We start from the raw sequence: 15,959 nt of genomic DNA, 5'->3' as shown, positions 1-15,959 counted from the left end.
CCCATCCCCCCCACGACCCCCCTAAAGGCATGTACTTACCGGGCTTAACGCTAGCTTGCTTATGCCTGCTTGTGGGTCTTTTCCCAATGACGTTAGCCGCTCCACTAGTGAGCGCTGCAAGCATAGCGGTACAGGGAGATAATGCCCCTCTTTTCGTATTCGCACTCTGGCATGGCATTAACTTACCACTGCTAATGAGCTTGGTCGCCATTCTCGGCGGTATCACTTTATTATGGCGGCATAAAAACATCAGCAGCTTAGCAGCGTTACTACCCGCCTTTCATGCACCAGTTATGTTTGAAAAGGCCATTACGCGACTTATTAAAGCTGCACTGTGGGTGACACTCCGTTTAGAGAATGGCTCTCTCCAGCGCTACCAGGCACTGCTGTTATTAGCCGCACTAGGCATGACTGCCCTTGGCTTAAGTCAGTTAGATACATTGGCAGGGAGTGCTGGCATGCAGCCAATTGATGGGCTGACCCTACTAGGCGCAGGCGTCATAATGCTAGGTGCTATTGGCAGCGCATTGGCCCACCGCTGGCGGCTGGTATCTCTGCTGATGCTATCGATGGTAGGCCTTACTGTATCACTTACCTTTATTCGCTTTTCAGCCCCCGATCTTGCGATGACGCAACTGTCCGTGGAAGTTGCCTCAATGATCTTGCTGATACTTGCTCTATTTTTCCTTCCCCAACGACCGCCACGCTGGGTCTCATCACGGCGCATTTTACGTGATGTGCTATTAGCAGGCTCTCTAGGGCTGGTTATCGCTGGCTTAAACTATGCCCTGCTAACCCGTGAGGCATTAAGCATTTCAGACTATTTCCTTGCCAATAGCGTACCAGGAGGCGGTGGTACCAACGTCGTTAACGTCATACTGGTAGATTTCCGCGGATTTGATACGTTAGGTGAAATCACTGTACTTACCCTGGCAGGGCTAGCCACCTATAAACTGCTTAACCGCTTAAGGCTGTTTAAACCTTCCGGCAACCTGGAGGGTATTCGCTGGTCGCGTCATCGCTACCCAATGATCCTTGAGGTAGTGGCCCAGATAATTCTACCTCTGGCACTACTTGTGTCGGTCTATATTTTCTTACGTGGTCACAACCAACCCGGTGGGGGCTTTATTGCCGGGCTAATTACCGCTATCGCACTGCTGCTACAGTACATCGCTCGTGGCTACGAGTGGACCAGCCTCCGCCTTCCTATCTCTTATCCGGTGATTTCAGTCTTAGGGCTTGTGGTTGCAGTCCTCACTGGTCTAGGCAGTTGGCTATTTGGCTACCCCTTCTTAACGTCGTCGTTTGGTTACTTTGATATCCCGCTAATTGGCAAAACCGAATTGGCTACCGCGCTATTGTTCGACTTAGGTGTATATCTTGCGGTGGTAGGCGCCACGCTGATGATCTTGGTAAATCTGGGCAGCGTTACAACAGCACACCGCCCCACGCTAAAAACAACAGAGCAAACGGCATCAAAAGAGGGCAATAAATAATGGAGCTGCTTTTTTCTCTGGTGACAGGTGTATTAAGTGCTAGCGGTATTTATTTACTGCTCAGGGGGCGCACGTTCTCAATCATTGTGGGCCTTGCGTTGCTATCTTACGCCGTCAACCTATTTTTATTTTCAACTGGTGGCCTTCATACCCACTCAGCAGCGGTTATTGGTGAATCAGCTGCGCCTGCCGACCCTCTTCCCCAGGCACTGGTGTTAACGGCAATCGTTATTGGCTTTGCCATGACCGCTTTTGTGGTCATTCTAGCAATTCGGGCACGAGCCGAACTGGGCAATGACCATGTTGATGGCAAGCAAGGCGAAGAAGGAAGTACCCGCTAATGAGTCAACATTTATTAGTTTTCCCTATTCTGTTGCCTATGCTAACAGCACTGGCCCTATTACTGATGGGACAAGCTCCCAGCCAGTTACAGCGGCGTATTAGTATCGCCTCAACCTCTCTCTTAGTTGCCCTTTCAGGCGTACTGCTGGTTCATGCTAATAGCGATGTTATCAGCGTTTACAACCTAGGTAACTGGCAGGCACCGTACGGGATTGTCCTGGTACTAGATCGCTTGTCGGCTCTTATGGTGGCATTAACTGCTGTACTGGCCTTGGGTTGCATTCTATTTGCCAGCGCAGGAGATGATGCTCGCGGCAGCAACTTTCACGGTATTTTCCAGCTTCAGCTACTGGGCTTGAATGGCGCTTTCTTAACAGGAGATTTATTTAATCTCTTTGTATTTTTTGAAATTTTATTACTAGCCTCCTATGCCCTACTCATGCACGGAGGTGGCAAAGCACGCATTGGCGCAGGCCTACACTATGTTGTGCTTAATCTAGTGGGGTCCGCACTGTTCTTAATCGCCCTCGGCGTATTGTATGGCGCGACGGGCACCCTCAACATGGCAGACATGGGGTATCGCATCACCCAGTTGGAAGAGGGTAATGCCGCACTGGTTACCGCTGGGGCTTTGTTGCTTACCGTCGTTTTCAGTTTAAAGGCTGCTATTTTACCTCTCTATTTCTGGCTACCGAGCACATACGCGTCAGCCCCTGCCCCTGTTGCAGCGCTCTTCGCGATTATGACAAAAGTTGGCTTATACGCCCTGCTACGTATTCAAACACTGATATTTTCGGAAAGCCCAGCCATTGTCTACATCGATGCATGGCTTTGGTGGGGCGGCTTAGCAACCCTATTACTGGCCGGGATAGGCGCATTGGCAGCCCGTGACTTACGCACCTTAGTTGCGTATTTAGTGCTCGTATCAGTTGGCACTCTGATGAGCGGCGCTGGCATGGGTCATATCTCAGGCACTGGGGCCCTACTTTACTACTTGGTACACACCACGCTTATTGCGGGGGCACTATTTCTGTTAGCGGAGCTAATTGGCTTACAACGCGGCAAAGCAGGTACTCGTTTAGTACGCGCACGTAAGTTACAGCAATCAACGTTACTAGGTAGCATGTTCCTAGTTGGAGCCGTTGCCATGGCCGGTTTACCTCCACTAGCAGGGGCTCTGGGAAAACTATTACTCATGCAGGCCGCCGACGCTTTCCAACGCTTTTGGCTGTGGCCACTACTACTGTTGGCCGGACTAGCAGCCATGATTGCCCTGTCTCGCGCTGGCTCAGTATTTTTCTGGGCAAGCTACAAAGGCGCTCCTAGCGGGCCGCGAGTAACCAGTTTACAGCTATCCGGTGTTACATGGTTACTTGTCAGCGCGCCCTTGCTTGTGCTGTTTGCAGGACCTGTCAGCCATTACACACAGGCTACTGCTGAACAGCTTGCTTCACCACAGCATACTATCCAGACCATACTGCCCGATGTGAACGCGGCCGATTTCGCGTTACGCCCAGAGGGAGACCACTAATGCCTACCCGCTATTTTCCAGCGCCCGTATTGTCATTAATCCTATTGATCACGTGGCTATTGATGGTACGCAGTTTAGCTGTTGGGCAGCTACTGCTTGGCTTACTACTGGCGATAGGCATACCGCTACTTACCCGTGGTTTTTGGCTACCCTTTCCCCGAGTAAAACACCCCATCAAACTTGCGCGTTTCGTGTTGCGTGTACTGGCCGATATTGTAGTGGCCAATATTCATGTTAGTTTATTAATTTTAAGCCCCAAACGTATCCCCCACCCTGGCTTTATTGAGTACCCCTTACAAGTACAGGATAGGCTGGCTATTACCCTGCTGGCGAACACGATCACCCTGACACCGGGCACTGTCTCCACCAATATCAGGCTAGACCACACATCTCTTCTTATTCATGTCTTGGATATGGAGGATGAACAAGCGCTCATTCAAGCTATTTACGAGCGCTATGAACTCCCTTTGAAGGAGATCTTTGAATGTTAGCTACCGCTCTCTGGATTAGCTTGACGCTTATCGTGCTGGCACTGGCAATGAATGTTTACCGTCTAGCGAAAGGCCCCGATATCCCAGACCGCTTACTCGCTCTCGACACCATGTATGTCAATGCTATTGCTCTCATCGTTATCGCTGGGCTTTGGTTTAATACCAAAACATACTTTGAAGCAGCAATGTTAATCGCCTTATTGGGCTTTATTAGCACGATGGCGATCTGTCGCTACTTGCTGCGCGGCGATATTATCGAGTAACGGAGGCGTATATGACACTGGCTCTTATAATTGAGGCTTTAGTATCACTACTGCTTATTTGTGGCGGTATGTTTGCTTTTACCGGCTCACTCGGCATGCTGCAATTCAAAGACTTCTTTATGCGTCTGCACGGCCCTACCAAAGGCACAACCCTAGGTATTGGCTGCGTGCTCATTGCATCGATGATTTACTTTACAGCAACACAGCGCGAGCCCCACATGCAGGAACTGCTTATTACCTTGTTCCTGTTTCTAACCGCGCCTGTAACTGGTCATATGCTGGCAAAGACTGGCCTACACATGCACTTACGCTTTACAACCAGCACACGTGGCTCTCTGCCTGAGTTGCTGGATGAAGACGTAGGGCAAAGCCGTGTTGCAAAACCCGCTCGCCCCAAACGTCCTGGCAGTTCAAAAAATCGCCGTCGACAGCTGCTAAAAACCCGCGGCCGTTAAGCCGCTTGATTAATCACTAACATAGCCAGCCTGACAGCTCGTTATTCACAACGGCCAACAGCGCCTCAATATGATCATCACGATCATTCAAGCAAGGTATATAACTGAAGGTCTCTCCACCTGCTTCCATAAAGCTGTCGTGGATCTCCTCTTTGATCTCTTCAAGGGTTTCTACACAATCCGATGAGAAAGCAGGTGACATAATGGCGATATGCTTGTGTCCCTGCCTTGCCAGCTCTGCCACATGCTCTACCGTTTGCGGACCGACCCATTTTTCGGGACCAAACTGTGATTGAAAAGCGGTATCTACCTCCTCTTTAGTAAAACCAAGCTTCTCGCGCAACAGCCTCGTGGTTTTCTGACACTGGCAGTGGTAGGGGTCACCTTCCATTAGGTAACGCTCAGGCACGCCATGGTAGCTGGCTACCAGTTTTGTTGGGCGTGTCTCAAACGTGGAGTAAGCCTCTTCAACTGAGTTTACGAGCGCCTGGATATAGGAAGGATGCTCGAAATAGGCAGGCACAGTACGTATATAGGGCTGCCACTTCATTTTCATCAGCGCACGAAATGCTTGATCGTTTGCCGTAGCCGTCGTGGGCGAACCGTATTGAGGGTAAAGAGGGAAAAATACAATACGCTCGCAACCCTTCTCTTTCAGGCGTGTTAACACACTTTCAGTTGAGGGATTGCCATAGCGCATACAGAAATCGACTTCTACATCATCCCCGTAAAGCGCCTTTAACCGCGCGGACATCTTTTCAGTTTGAGCACGAGTAGTGGTTAATAGAGGGCTTTCGTTTTTATCCGTATTCCAAATGCTTTTGTAGGCATGGCCTGACGAAAATGGGCGTTTCGTCAAAATTATCAACTGTAGCAGCGGCTGCCATTTCCAACCCGCGTAATCCACTACACGCTTGTCAGATAAAAACTCGTTTAAGTAGCGACGCATTGACCAGTAATCGGTAGCATCCGGGGTGCCGAGATTAGCCAATACCACACCTACCTTGGCTCGAGCCACGGCAGGATGGTCACTTGGCGCATCGGTCAAACGGCCTTCGCCCGGCTGATCCTTTACAACGCTATCGGTCATTCGTCTACTCCTAAGAGGCTACTTTCAGTAGCTAAAATAGTAACACTTTCCAGCAAAGCTGCGGCATAAAGTTATACTATCAACATCATTTGTATAACTACAGGCAAACTCATGTCCAAGCCTTTGCTGCTAGTACTGGGTGATCAACTATCGCTTTCTCTCGCCACTCTAAGAAATGCACCACCTAATGCGGTGGTTGGGATGTGCGAAGTCGCGGAAGAAGCACGTTATGTACCCCACCACATACACAAAATCGGCCTCTTTATAGCCGCCATGAGGCATTTTGCTCAAGTACTTAGGGAGGAAGGCTTTCAGGTTCATTACAGCCGCATTGATGCCCCAGATAACACACAGTCGCTACTAAGTGAGGCTGAGCGCATTGCCAACCAGTACGACTGCGATGAAATCCGGGTCGCCCGACCTGGTGAATGGCGCCTGTGGGCTGACATAACAAAGCGCAAAAACGCCCCCCTGCCTTGGCACATATTGGAAGATGATCGCTTCTTTACTACACCTGATGATTTCGCTAGTTGGGCTAAAGGGCGTAAACAGCTGCGCTTAGAGTACTTTTATCGTGAACAGCGCAAGCGTACTGGACTACTGATGGAGGGCGGCACCCCGGCTGGCGGTAAGTGGAATTTTGATCACGATAACCGGGATCCTATTCACGTAGCGCTTAGCTTTCCCACGCCACCTCAACACTCCCATGATGAACTCACTCGGGAAGCACTCAACGATGCAAAATGTCATTTCTGTGAGCATATGGGCTCACTGGATAATTTCAACTTACCAGTGACCCGCCGCCAAGCACTGGTAGATTTGAAACACTTTATTGACCACAGGCTAGCTGAATTTGGCAGCTATCAGGATGCTATTAGCGATACCGAGCCATTTTTGTACCACTCTCGGCTATCGACTGCTCTCAACATTGGACTGATAACCCCACAAGAAGTGTGCGAAGCAGCCGAGCAGCAGTATTACGCGGGTAACGCCCCCATCAATGCAGTCGAAGGTTTCATTCGCCAAATACTCGGCTGGCGGGAATACGTACGCGGACTTTATTGGACTCAAATGCCCAACTATAAGCAGCTAAACGGGCTTGCTGCTGATAGAGATCTACCTATTTTCTACTGGGATGCGAACACTGATATGCGCTGCCTACAGCGCGCCATTCAAATGACTATCGACAACAGCTACGCACATCATATCCAACGTTTGATGGTAACGGGTAACTTTGCCCTACTATGCGGCATAAAACCGGAAGCGCTCTGCGATTGGTATTTAGCTGTTTATGCCGATGCCTGCGAATGGGTCGAGCTACCCAATACACTGGGCATGGTACTGCATGCTGATGGCGGTTTGATGGGATCTAAGCCTTACTGCGCATCAGGTAAGTATATCGACAAAATGTCTGATCACTGCCAGCACTGCCGTTACACCCCCAAACAGGTAACAGGCCCTAACGCCTGCCCATTTAATAGCCTCTATTGGTACTTTCTTGAAACTAATGCCGAACGCTTAAATCGTAACCCGAGGATGAAGCTCATCTATGGCACGCTTTCACGTATGAAGGAAGATAAGCGAGACGCAATGCGCAAGCAGGCTAAAGCCTTTCTCTCTAGGCTAGACACAAGGCCAGGATATGGGCTACAGCCTCACACTCAAGGTTATCAAAAGGAGTCACAATGAGCCGCTATCGTACTCTAGACGCTGCCACGCCAGTTACGCTTTATCACGATGGCCACTGCCCCTTTTGCCGAGTGGAAGTAGCGTGGCTGACCAGACATCGCCATCAAGAGCGCGTCAAACTGGTGGATATCCAAAGCAGTGACTTCAATGCCGATGCACTAGACCGTACCCTGAACGATATGATGGGGCAGCTACACCTGCTGGATAGTAAAGGGATATGGTATGTGGGCATGGATGCCAGCCGGGCCCTTTATGCTGTACTGGGCTACCGGCGGCTGGTAAAGCTATCGTGCTTACCGGGCCTGCGAAACGTGATGAACTCAGGCTACCGTTTCTTTGCCCGCCGCCGGATCCGACTGGGGCAATGGTGGAAAAAACGCCAATCAAGGCAGTAAGGCGCTAAAAACAAATCCTACTTAAATATCTATACTGACCTAAACCACTCAAAATACCAGCGGCATACGCGACGTTAATGGTTCGCTATAGTGGGCATCACGGCCAATAATTTCATCTTGCGGCACATGCTGAACAAGATACGCACGATGAATGCCTGCCCGCTTTAACTCTAAGTAGACGTCGTCTAGGGAGCGAAACAGCATGGGCTTATTTCGCTGCGTCAACATATGACGCTCGCCTTCGACATCTTCAAGCTCAACTTGATAGAAGCCACTACCCGAATGAGTAATAACGCGGATCTCAAAATTATCGTGACTTGCAACGAACTGTTTAAGTGCTTTTAGTTCCATGGTTCCCTCCTGTTATTAGACATTGCCATGGGCACAGCATGCCGCCGCCCCATGACAATAATGTTACCTTGGCACTAACTGCCTAAGACGGCAACCTTACAAAAGAGTTCCTGACCCAAGCGTCAACTTATTCGTCGTTTTACTGATACTCAGAAGGGTCTATCGCCTTACCAAGGGAGTTACGATCAATCCAGTTACCACCTTTGGTCTCTTTGTAGCGAAATACAACTTTATCGCCCACGGCCACCGGCAACTCAGCATCTTCGGTTTGATAGCTATACTTTTCCCCCTCAACCACCAGGAAATAGCGGTAAAGGTCAGGCATACCCAACCACTCTTTAAATGGCCCTTCGCGCTCTAGCGACTGCAGCTCCCCCCGACCCTCAAGCTTAGGAAGACGCTTACGATTCCCACGTCTAAAACCACCTGCCATTTGCTACTCCTGTCTATCTGCTTCGAAAAGGGTGGGCATTATACGACCTGCCCTTCTACGCACAAGTTAATCGCCAAACGTGTCGCCGTAGCGATCGGGCGCCAAATCTTCAAACCGCGTGTACTTGCCAATAAATGCCATGTGCACTGTACCAATAGGACCGTTACGTTGCTTACCGATAATCAACTCCGCAATCCCCTGATTATCTGGGTTGTCCGGGTTATAAACTTCATCACGATAAACAAAGGCGATAACGTCTGCATCCTGCTCAATCGCTCCCGACTCCCTTAGATCCGACATTACCGGGCGCTTATTAGGGCGCTGTTCCAGTGAACGGTTGAGCTGAGAAAGGGCTACAACTGGGCACTGAAACTCTTTTGCCAAGCCTTTTAACGAGCGAGAAATCTCCGAGATCTCTCCCGTACGGTTTTCAGAAAAGCCGGGGATCTGCATCAACTGCAGATAATCGATCATGATCAGCGCTATATTGCCGTGCTCACGCACAACACGGCGAAGGCGCGAGCGCATCTCATTAGGAGAAAGTGCAGCAGTGTCATCAATAAACAACTGCTTGTCTTTCAATAGGTTGACCGCTGAGGTGAGTCGCGGCCAATCCTCATCTTCCAACTGGCCTGAGCGCACCCGAGTCTGGTCAATCCGGCCAAGTGATGACAGCACACGTAGCATCAGCGATTCGGCTGGCATCTCCATGGAGAACACCATGACGGGTTTATCGCTAGAAATTACTGCGTGTTCTACCAAGTTCATTGCAAACGTGGTTTTACCCATCGAGGGTCGACCGGCGATAATGACCAAGTCGGATGGTTGCAGGCCCGAGGTCATTTCATCCAAGTCACGAAATCCAGTGGAAAGCCCGGTCATCTCACCTTTAAGATTGAACAACTCATCAATGCGGTCCACCGCTTTAGTGAGTAGCTCGCTCATACCGATAGGTCCACCAGTCTTCGGACGCTCCTCAGCGATCTGAAACACTAGCCGTTCAGCCTCATTGAGCAGCTCATCAGCTGGCCGCCCTTGTGGGGAGAAAGCTCCATCAGCAATTTGATTAGCCGCACGAATCAGTTTACGCAGCGTGGCCCGCTCACGCACGATATCGGCATAGGCGCGGATATTGCTGGCCGAGGGGGTATTGCGGGCCAGCTCTGCAAGGAACGCCAGCCCACCAACCGTATCTAGCTGGTCTCTAGCTTCAAGCGCCTCAGAAAGTGTTATCACATCCAGCGGCTGCCCCGACTCCGCTAAATGAATCATCACATTAAAAACAAGGCGATGCTCATAGCGGTAAAAATCGTCGGCCACCAAGCGCTCTGAGACATTATCCCAGGCTTGGTTATCCAGCATTAGCCCGCCTAACACCGACTGCTCCGCCTCTAACGAATGCGGCGGCAGCTTAAGCGCTGCCGTTTCCTTATCAGCAGAAGGCTGGTCCTGCATAGCGAGCTCCTTAACAATAAAACGTAGCCAACAACAATGAGTATCTTAGCGGGGCAATAACCACCGCACCACAGACAGTGTCAGCAAACCCAATGGCGTTCTAAAAACATCTATCTATTAGCGAGCAGATTGCTTTGAACGACACTTGGCCATTAAGCCTACTTTTGGTTTTACTTCACATAGCGGCGTAAATACCGCATACCAACTGGCATCTACAAACCAGCGTCTACAAACAAGCGTCTACAAACAACAAAGGGCGCGGGAATTCCCGCGCCCTTTGAGGCGTCAGCGTTGGCGAGAGAGTTTACTCTGCGACAACTACCACACGTACAACAGCGTCCACTTCTGCATGCAGGTGAAGCGCGATGTCGTATTCGCCTGTTTGGCGAATCGGGCCTTGCGGCATACGTACTTCGCTCTTGGCAACATCGATACCAGCAGAGGAAATAGCGTCAGCCAGATCACGAGGACCAATCGAACCAAACAGTTTGCCTTCATCACCGGCTTTAGAAACCAACGACAGTTCGATGTCGTTAAGCTGCTCAGCACGGGCTTCGGCTTCTGCTTTACGCTCAGCAGCTTGAGCTTCAAGCTCGGCACGCTGTGCGTTAAACGCTTCGACGTTCTCTTTAGTAGCCGGCACGGCAAAGCCGTAAGGTACCAAATAGTTACGACCATAACCGGGCTTCACAGTGACCTTGTCACCCAAGCCGCCCAACTTACCAATCTTATCGAGCAGAATGACTTCCATCTCGTAAACCTCTTGTCAATTGCTGCGGGCAAGGCGTGCGCGAACGTTCGCGAATGTGTCAATCAGCCCCAACAGCAGCACAATGAGAATCGTGGGCCAGGTCGTGATCAGCAGCACATAAAATGCTACCAGCCACAGCCCGTTCATCCCCTTTAATCCAATAAACCCGTGCACTAACGCAACGCCAGCAACCAACAATGGAATCCAGCCCAGCATAGCCAAAGCATGTGCACCTAGCATCATACCAACCACCCCAAGAACGACCAAAATAGCCAACTCTTTAGGGGTCAGGCGTAGTGCGTGAAATTCTTCACGAAAACCGCCTGGGTTATAAAGCCCTGCCTGCCAGCTTCTTGCTAACGCTAAGCATGCAATGCCTGCTAAGAGCACAACCAGCCCTGTCACGCCCCCCACCACTATCGCGGCAAGCGTTTGGGTGTCGTAGCCTTGATTGGCAAACTCTGTAAGCATGCGGTCGACTTCTTCCGAACTCTCACGCAACTGCTCCAGCATCAGCTGAGTTCCACCTGGCGGGCTAAAGATGCCAAGCTGCACCATTATCGCTGCTGCTAACGCACCAACGATTAGCGCTTCGCTCCAACGCATCCTTTCCCGCAGGATAACCGCCATCAACGTTACCAGCAGTACACTGGTAAGCGGTATAACGTCACCCTGCACCCACCAGAAACCTGCTGGTAGCGCGGCTGCAATAATGACCGGAAGCGCAGGGGCAAACCCTTTACGCAGGGTCACTAACGCCGCAATGGCTGCTCCTAACCAGAACAACCAGGGCACTAGCGTTGCCAGCGCTGCTCCACCTACAGCATAGGGCGTGCTTCGCATCAACCAACGTGCTAGTGCCAGCATCACGTTAAACGCTTACTGGTGGCTATCGGAGTAGGGCAGCAGTGCCAGGTAACGCGAACGCTTGATAGCAGTCGCCAGCTGACGCTGATAGCGTGCTTTGGTGCCAGTGATGCGGCTTGGAACGATCTTGCCGGTTTCGGTGATGTATGCCTTCAGCGTGTCCAGATCTTTGTAATCGATCTGCTTGACACCTTCAGCGGTGAAGCGACAAAACTTACGGCGACGGAAAAAACGTGCCATGGGCTAGCTCCTTAAAACGTGCAGTGGATAAAATCAGGCAGTTTCTTCAGCTTCTTCGCGCGGTTTTTCTTCGCGACGAGGACGCTTTTCTTCTGCAGGCTTCATCATCGGGGAAGCTTCAGTGATCGCTTCTTTGCAGCGAACAACCAAGCTGCGAATGATGGCGTCGTTGAAACGGAAGATGTTCTCGATTTCTTCGAGAGTCTCGCCGTTACACTCAACGTTCATCAGCACGTAGTGGGCTTTGTGGATCTTGTTGATCGGGTAAGCCAGGTGACGACGGCCCCAATCTTCTAAGCGATGCACAGTACCAGCGTTCTCGGTAACAATGCTGGTGTAGCGCTCGACCATAGCCGGCACTTGCTCGCTCTGATCCGGGTGGACCATAAATACGATTTCGTAATGACGCATGGAATCTCCTTGCGGTTTGGCAGCTTCCGGTGTGTATTTGCGCAAATGCGCTAAACGACAGGGAAGCAAGGAGTTAACTGAAATGCTTTGGCCTACCTAAAATGGTCAGTGCGCCAAAACATCAAGTAGAACTGTATGTCGTATTGACCAACGGCCAATACTTACACCCGCTTATAGATAAACGGGCGCAAGCATTTTAGTGGGCGGTTACTTAACTTGCAAGCTGTCGTTGCCGAACAGCCTCAAACAAACAGATACCGGTGGCAACCGAAACGTTCAGACTGGAGACTTGCCCAGCCATTGGCAACTTGGCCAAGTTGTCGCACGCCTCACGAGTTAAGCGACGCATACCTTTACCTTCAGCCCCCATCACCAGTGCGGTAGGGCCCGTCATATCGATATCATAAACACTAGCCTCGGCCTCTCCCGCCGTTCCTGTAATCCACACACCGGCATCTTTTAACTTAGCCAAGGTGCGGGAGAGATTGGTGACTTGATAAACAGGCACCACCTCGGCAGCCCCACAGGCTACTTTACGCACAGTAGCATTCAGCGGTGCAGCTTTGTCCTTGGCGACAATAACCCCATGCGCACCTGCAGCATCCGCACTGCGTAGGCAAGCACCAAAATTATGCACGTCGGTCACACCATCCAACACCAGCAATAACGGAGGAGTAGTCGCCTGCCAAGCACGTAGCTTTAACCACAAGGACTCCTCCCCTTCCGGAGTTAGTGGCGGACAAAAAGCCACCACGCCCTGGTGAGCAGCCCCTTGGGTAAGCTGATCCAACAGATCACGTGGCTGCTCTTTGATGCGTGCACCACGTGCCTGGGCGCTAGCCACCACCTCTTTTAAACGATTGCCTGCCCCTTGTTGAACCCACAGCTCACGGGGCGTTTCACCCCGCTCAAGCAGGCTTTCAAGCGCATGCACACCGTACACTTGATCTAGCCCATCTGGAGTGCGAACAGTAGGGCGCGAACCCCGTCGAGACGACGCCGACTTCATGCTTAACCCTTACTCGGTGAAGGTTTGCGTGGGCCGTTGCGCGTTCTGCGCGGGCCTCGACGCGTTGGCTGTTTATCTGCTTTAGCGGCTGAACGCCCATCTCCACCCGAGCGCTCTTGCCCACTAGGGCGATCTTGTCCACCTGAGCGTTTGCGCGGCTGACGGCGCGGACGTGGTTTCTCATCAGCAAGACCAAAATCAATCTTGCGGTCATCCATATCAACCCGCGCCACCTGAACAGTCAGCCCATCACCCAAGCGATATGTAGTACCAGTACGCTCACCTTTGAGCCGGTGCTTCTCAGCCTCATAGTGATAGTAGTCAGATGGCAGCGAGGTTACGTGCACCAGACCTTCAACGTAGAACTCGTCCAAGCGCACAAACAACCCGAATTGCGTCACTGAGGCGATAGATCCTTCGAACGTTTCGCCCAGCTTGTCCGACATAAACTCACACTTCAGCCAGCCCTCAACATCACGGGTTGCTTCATCAGCACGCCGCTCGGTCATGGAGCAGTGCTCACCTAACTCAAGCATTTGCTCAAATGTGTAAGGGCACCACTTACTTGGTGGATCAACTGGCGCACCATCTACCCTTATCACGGTATTTGTTTGGCGCGGCCCACGAATCACCGAGCGAATAGCCCTGTGCACTAACAAGTCAGGGTAACGGCGAATAGGCGAAGTGAAGTGCGCGTATGCCTGATACGCCAAACCGAAGTGCCCTTCATTCTGAGGTGAGTAAACTGCTTGATTCATCGAACGCAGCATCACTGTTTGTATGATGTCAGCGTCAGGACGATCAACAATCGCTTCCCTCAGCGCCTGATAGTCCTGGGGGGTGGGCATATCGCCACCACCCACCGACAGTCCCAGCTCACTTAAGAACAGGCGCAGCTTGTCAAGGCGCTCCGGGGTTGGACGTTCATGTATACGGTAAAGCGCAGGTAAATCGTGCTTATCCAAGAAGCGGGCAGTAGCTACGTTGGCAGCCAACATGCACTCTTCGATAATCTTATGTGCATCGTTGCGGGTACGCGGGACGATTTTTTCTATCTTGCGTTCATCGTTGAAAATAATCGCAGTTTCAGTGGTATCAAAATCAATTGCCCCACGCTCTTCCCGCGCTTTACGCAGCAAATGGTAGAGCTCGTGCAAGTTCTGCAGCGGCTTTACTAAACCCTGGTGCTGATTACGCAGCGCCTCCCCCTCTTCGCTCTCATTATCAAGCATTGCCGCCACCTTGTTATAGGTAAGGCGAGCATGCGACTTCATAACGGCTTCATAGAACGAATAGCGGCTAATGGCACCGGTTCTAGAGATATTCATCTCACAGACCATCACTAAGCGATCCACATGGGGGTTTAGTGAGCACAAGCCATTAGAGAGCAGCTCAGGCAGCATCGGCACTACTTGGCCAGGAAAATAGACCGAGTTGCCTCGCGTGCGAGCCTCGTCATCAAGGGCAGTACCAGGTCGCACATAGTGGGAAACATCAGCAATTGCGACTAACAATTTCCAGCTACCCGACTTGGTTTTCCAAGCGCATACCGCGTCATCAAAATCTTTGGCCGACTCATCATCAATGGTCACCAATGGGGTATCACGCAGGTCTACCCGATGTTGCTTATCCCCTTCCAACACTTCTGCTGAAATGCCACTGGTTTGATCTAGCACTTCCGGAGGAAACTCAGCGGGAATATCGTAGCTACGAATAGCAATATCAATTTCCATGCCAGGGTCCATACGCTCCCCTAACACCTCGATGACTTCGCCCACCGGCTGAACGCGGGTTTCTGGCTGCTGGACAATTTTGGCAGAAATCACCTGTCCATCTTTTGCGCCAGCACTAGCCGTGTGGGGAATGATTACCTCTTGGGTAATTCGCGGGTTCTCAGGAATCAGCACACCAAATTCAGGTGTGTTGCTGCGATACACACCTACAATAGTTTGGGTATTGCGTGCAATGACATCCGCAATTGTGGCCTCATCCCGGCCTCGACGGTCACGCCCACTCACACGCACCAGTACATGGTCGCCGTGGAAGACCCGGCGCATTTGCCGGGGCGGCAGCACAAGGTCCGGCTTTTTACCGTCATCACGCAGAATGAAGCCAAAGCCATCGCGATGCCCCAGCACCTTACCCTTAATTAAATCAAGCTTATCAATCAGTGCATAAGCACCGCGACGGTCGCGCAGCACTTGACCATCGCGCTCCATCGCAGCCATGCGTCGACGGATGGCTTCAAGGTGATCCTCATCTTCAATTCCGAGCATCCGGCTCATGTTTTCATGAGTGATCGGCTTGCCGTAGCTTTCTAAGGCAGCCAGTAAATATTCGCGGCTAGGCGCCGGGTTATCATATTTCTGCGCCTCACGCTCGGCGTGCGGATCATCACTCAACGTCCAATACTTCATGCGATCAACATCCTTAGTTGCGTCTGCGGGAGGCGAATAAACAGCGTAGCTAATAAGCGCTGCAGGCGGGGGAACTTAGCTAACGTGTTAGCAGCTGGCTCAACAACTGGTTCACTTTCCAGCAAGTTGAATAAATTCATGTTTTGTTTGGTCATACAGGCAGTATAGCGCTGCATGTTCAATCACCCAACCATCTGACACTGTAAATGTGCGATTTAAGACATAAAAAACGCCCATCAGGGCTTGCTTTTAACCGCGACCTCGGTATCATAC

General features: G+C 51.2%; 18 protein-coding genes. 8 read left to right on the top strand and 10 right to left on the bottom strand.

The genetic code is table 11. The features are described 5' to 3' along the window. The 6 genes from mbhE to CPA45_RS18805 all read left to right on the top strand — a co-directional run. Positions 1 to 1,496: hydrogen gas-evolving membrane-bound hydrogenase subunit E (gene mbhE, locus CPA45_RS18830; RefSeq protein WP_133066800.1), on the top strand; the 1,496-nt coding region annotated here is incomplete at its 5' end. Further along, positions 1,496 to 1,837: a Na+/H+ antiporter subunit C gene (locus CPA45_RS18825; RefSeq protein WP_096654217.1), complete on the top strand. Its 342-nt coding sequence runs from the start codon at positions 1,496 to 1,498 to the stop codon at positions 1,835 to 1,837. The genes mbhE and CPA45_RS18825, both read left to right, overlap by 1 nt. Continuing rightward, a complete protein-coding gene (locus CPA45_RS18820; RefSeq protein WP_096654215.1) occupies positions 1,837 to 3,369 on the top strand; it encodes a monovalent cation/H+ antiporter subunit D in 1,533 nt (510 codons plus the stop codon). Before CPA45_RS18825 ends, CPA45_RS18820 begins: the two co-directional genes overlap by 1 nt. After that, positions 3,369 to 3,860, top strand: a complete 492-nt coding sequence (locus CPA45_RS18815; RefSeq protein ID WP_096654213.1) for a Na+/H+ antiporter subunit E — start codon at positions 3,369 to 3,371, stop codon at positions 3,858 to 3,860. The genes CPA45_RS18820 and CPA45_RS18815 overlap by 1 nt, the downstream gene beginning before the upstream one ends. Beyond that, positions 3,854 to 4,123, top strand: a complete 270-nt coding sequence (locus tag CPA45_RS18810) for a K+/H+ antiporter subunit F (protein WP_078088234.1) — start codon at positions 3,854 to 3,856, stop codon at positions 4,121 to 4,123. Before CPA45_RS18815 ends, CPA45_RS18810 begins: the two co-directional genes overlap by 7 nt. An 11-nt stretch (positions 4,124 to 4,134) precedes the next feature. Continuing rightward, positions 4,135 to 4,578 carry a Na+/H+ antiporter subunit G gene (locus CPA45_RS18805; protein ID WP_096654211.1) on the top strand — a complete coding sequence of 148 codons (444 nt, stop codon included), beginning with the start codon at positions 4,135 to 4,137 and terminating at the stop codon, positions 4,576 to 4,578. Positions 4,579 to 4,594: 16 nt separating this feature from the next. Here the strand turns inward: CPA45_RS18805 and hemH are convergent, their stop codons facing one another. Next, entirely contained in the window at positions 4,595 to 5,668 is a 1,074-nt protein-coding gene (gene hemH / locus CPA45_RS18800) for a ferrochelatase (RefSeq protein ID WP_096654209.1), read from the bottom strand. A 111-nt stretch (positions 5,669 to 5,779) separates the two neighbouring features. On the opposite strand from hemH, the gene CPA45_RS18795 reads away from it, so the two are divergent. After that, positions 5,780 to 7,357, top strand: coding sequence for a cryptochrome/photolyase family protein (locus CPA45_RS18795; protein ID WP_096654207.1), 1,578 nt, complete (start codon positions 5,780 to 5,782; stop codon positions 7,355 to 7,357). Beyond that, complete coding sequence (locus CPA45_RS18790) at positions 7,354 to 7,752, top strand: thiol-disulfide oxidoreductase DCC family protein (protein ID WP_096654205.1); 399 nt, start codon at positions 7,354 to 7,356, stop codon at positions 7,750 to 7,752. The genes CPA45_RS18795 and CPA45_RS18790 overlap by 4 nt, the downstream gene beginning before the upstream one ends. Positions 7,753 to 7,800: 48 nt before the next feature. Here the strand turns inward: CPA45_RS18790 and CPA45_RS18785 are convergent, their stop codons facing one another. The 9 genes from CPA45_RS18785 to rnr all read right to left on the bottom strand — a co-directional run bounded on the left by CPA45_RS18785 (position 7,801) and on the right by rnr (position 15,686). Then, positions 7,801 to 8,103: a DUF6482 family protein gene (locus CPA45_RS18785; protein WP_096654203.1), complete on the bottom strand. Its 303-nt coding sequence runs from the start codon at positions 8,101 to 8,103 to the stop codon at positions 7,801 to 7,803. A 139-nt stretch (positions 8,104 to 8,242) separates the two neighbouring features. Then, the gene (locus CPA45_RS18780) at positions 8,243 to 8,536 is read right to left on the bottom strand and encodes a hypothetical protein (protein ID WP_044628494.1); all 294 of its coding nucleotides are present in this window, start codon (positions 8,534 to 8,536) and stop codon (positions 8,243 to 8,245) included. Positions 8,537 to 8,602: 66 nt separating this feature from the next. Continuing rightward, the gene (dnaB, locus tag CPA45_RS18775; RefSeq protein ID WP_096654201.1) at positions 8,603 to 9,991 is read right to left on the bottom strand and encodes a replicative DNA helicase; all 1,389 of its coding nucleotides are present in this window, start codon (positions 9,989 to 9,991) and stop codon (positions 8,603 to 8,605) included. A gap of 304 nt (positions 9,992 to 10,295) precedes the next feature. Continuing rightward, the gene (gene rplI / locus CPA45_RS18770; protein WP_096654199.1) at positions 10,296 to 10,742 is read right to left on the bottom strand and encodes a 50S ribosomal protein L9; all 447 of its coding nucleotides are present in this window, start codon (positions 10,740 to 10,742) and stop codon (positions 10,296 to 10,298) included. A gap of 15 nt (positions 10,743 to 10,757) precedes the next feature. Further along, on the bottom strand, positions 10,758 to 11,609 hold the full coding sequence (locus CPA45_RS18765) for a hypothetical protein (RefSeq protein ID WP_096654197.1): 852 nt from the start codon (positions 11,607 to 11,609) through the stop codon (positions 10,758 to 10,760). 12 nt (positions 11,610 to 11,621) lie between these two features. Further along, the gene (gene rpsR, locus CPA45_RS18760; protein ID WP_009097135.1) at positions 11,622 to 11,849 is read right to left on the bottom strand and encodes a 30S ribosomal protein S18; all 228 of its coding nucleotides are present in this window, start codon (positions 11,847 to 11,849) and stop codon (positions 11,622 to 11,624) included. A 33-nt stretch (positions 11,850 to 11,882) separates the two neighbouring features. Beyond that, entirely contained in the window at positions 11,883 to 12,260 is a 378-nt protein-coding gene (gene rpsF / locus CPA45_RS18755; RefSeq protein ID WP_078088243.1) for a 30S ribosomal protein S6, read from the bottom strand. 211 nt (positions 12,261 to 12,471) lie between these two features. After that, positions 12,472 to 13,269, bottom strand: a complete 798-nt coding sequence (rlmB, locus tag CPA45_RS18750) for a 23S rRNA (guanosine(2251)-2'-O)-methyltransferase RlmB (protein WP_096654195.1) — start codon at positions 13,267 to 13,269, stop codon at positions 12,472 to 12,474. 2 nt (positions 13,270 to 13,271) lie between these two features. Further along, the gene (rnr, locus tag CPA45_RS18745; protein ID WP_096654193.1) at positions 13,272 to 15,686 is read right to left on the bottom strand and encodes a ribonuclease R; all 2,415 of its coding nucleotides are present in this window, start codon (positions 15,684 to 15,686) and stop codon (positions 13,272 to 13,274) included. Positions 15,687 to 15,959 lie beyond the last annotated feature (273 nt).

It is taken from the genome of Vreelandella nigrificans, assembly GCF_002374315.1.
Lineage (GTDB): Bacteria > Pseudomonadota > Gammaproteobacteria > Pseudomonadales > Halomonadaceae > Vreelandella > Vreelandella nigrificans.
This window is presented reverse-complemented; position numbering and strand designations above follow the sequence as displayed.

What these genes read in the sequence shown, in the direction of transcription:
- CPA45_RS18815 (WP_096654213.1), top strand. Translation starts at nt 3,369, where the DNA reads ATGCCTACCCGCTATTTTCCAGCGCCCGTATTGTCATTAATCCTATTG.
- CPA45_RS18780 (WP_044628494.1), bottom strand. Translation starts at nt 8,536, where the DNA reads ATGGCAGGTGGTTTTAGACGTGGGAATCGTAAGCGTCTTCCTAAGCTT.
- rplI (WP_096654199.1), bottom strand. Translation starts at nt 10,742, where the DNA reads ATGGAAGTCATTCTGCTCGATAAGATTGGTAAGTTGGGCGGCTTGGGT.
- rnr (WP_096654193.1), bottom strand. Translation starts at nt 15,686, where the DNA reads ATGAAGTATTGGACGTTGAGTGATGATCCGCACGCCGAGCGTGAGGCG.
- rlmB (WP_096654195.1), bottom strand. Translation starts at nt 13,269, where the DNA reads ATGAAGTCGGCGTCGTCTCGACGGGGTTCGCGCCCTACTGTTCGCACT.
- CPA45_RS18785 (WP_096654203.1), bottom strand. Translation starts at nt 8,103, where the DNA reads ATGGAACTAAAAGCACTTAAACAGTTCGTTGCAAGTCACGATAATTTT.
- rpsF (WP_078088243.1), bottom strand. Translation starts at nt 12,260, where the DNA reads ATGCGTCATTACGAAATCGTATTTATGGTCCACCCGGATCAGAGCGAG.
- hemH (WP_096654209.1), bottom strand. Translation starts at nt 5,668, where the DNA reads ATGACCGATAGCGTTGTAAAGGATCAGCCGGGCGAAGGCCGTTTGACC.
- CPA45_RS18825 (WP_096654217.1), top strand. Translation starts at nt 1,496, where the DNA reads ATGGAGCTGCTTTTTTCTCTGGTGACAGGTGTATTAAGTGCTAGCGGT.
- rpsR (WP_009097135.1), bottom strand. Translation starts at nt 11,849, where the DNA reads ATGGCACGTTTTTTCCGTCGCCGTAAGTTTTGTCGCTTCACCGCTGAA.
- dnaB (WP_096654201.1), bottom strand. Translation starts at nt 9,991, where the DNA reads ATGCAGGACCAGCCTTCTGCTGATAAGGAAACGGCAGCGCTTAAGCTG.
- CPA45_RS18790 (WP_096654205.1), top strand. Translation starts at nt 7,354, where the DNA reads ATGAGCCGCTATCGTACTCTAGACGCTGCCACGCCAGTTACGCTTTAT.
- CPA45_RS18820 (WP_096654215.1), top strand. Translation starts at nt 1,837, where the DNA reads ATGAGTCAACATTTATTAGTTTTCCCTATTCTGTTGCCTATGCTAACA.
- CPA45_RS18810 (WP_078088234.1), top strand. Translation starts at nt 3,854, where the DNA reads ATGTTAGCTACCGCTCTCTGGATTAGCTTGACGCTTATCGTGCTGGCA.
- CPA45_RS18795 (WP_096654207.1), top strand. Translation starts at nt 5,780, where the DNA reads ATGTCCAAGCCTTTGCTGCTAGTACTGGGTGATCAACTATCGCTTTCT.
- CPA45_RS18805 (WP_096654211.1), top strand. Translation starts at nt 4,135, where the DNA reads ATGACACTGGCTCTTATAATTGAGGCTTTAGTATCACTACTGCTTATT.
- CPA45_RS18765 (WP_096654197.1), bottom strand. Translation starts at nt 11,609, where the DNA reads ATGCTGGCACTAGCACGTTGGTTGATGCGAAGCACGCCCTATGCTGTA.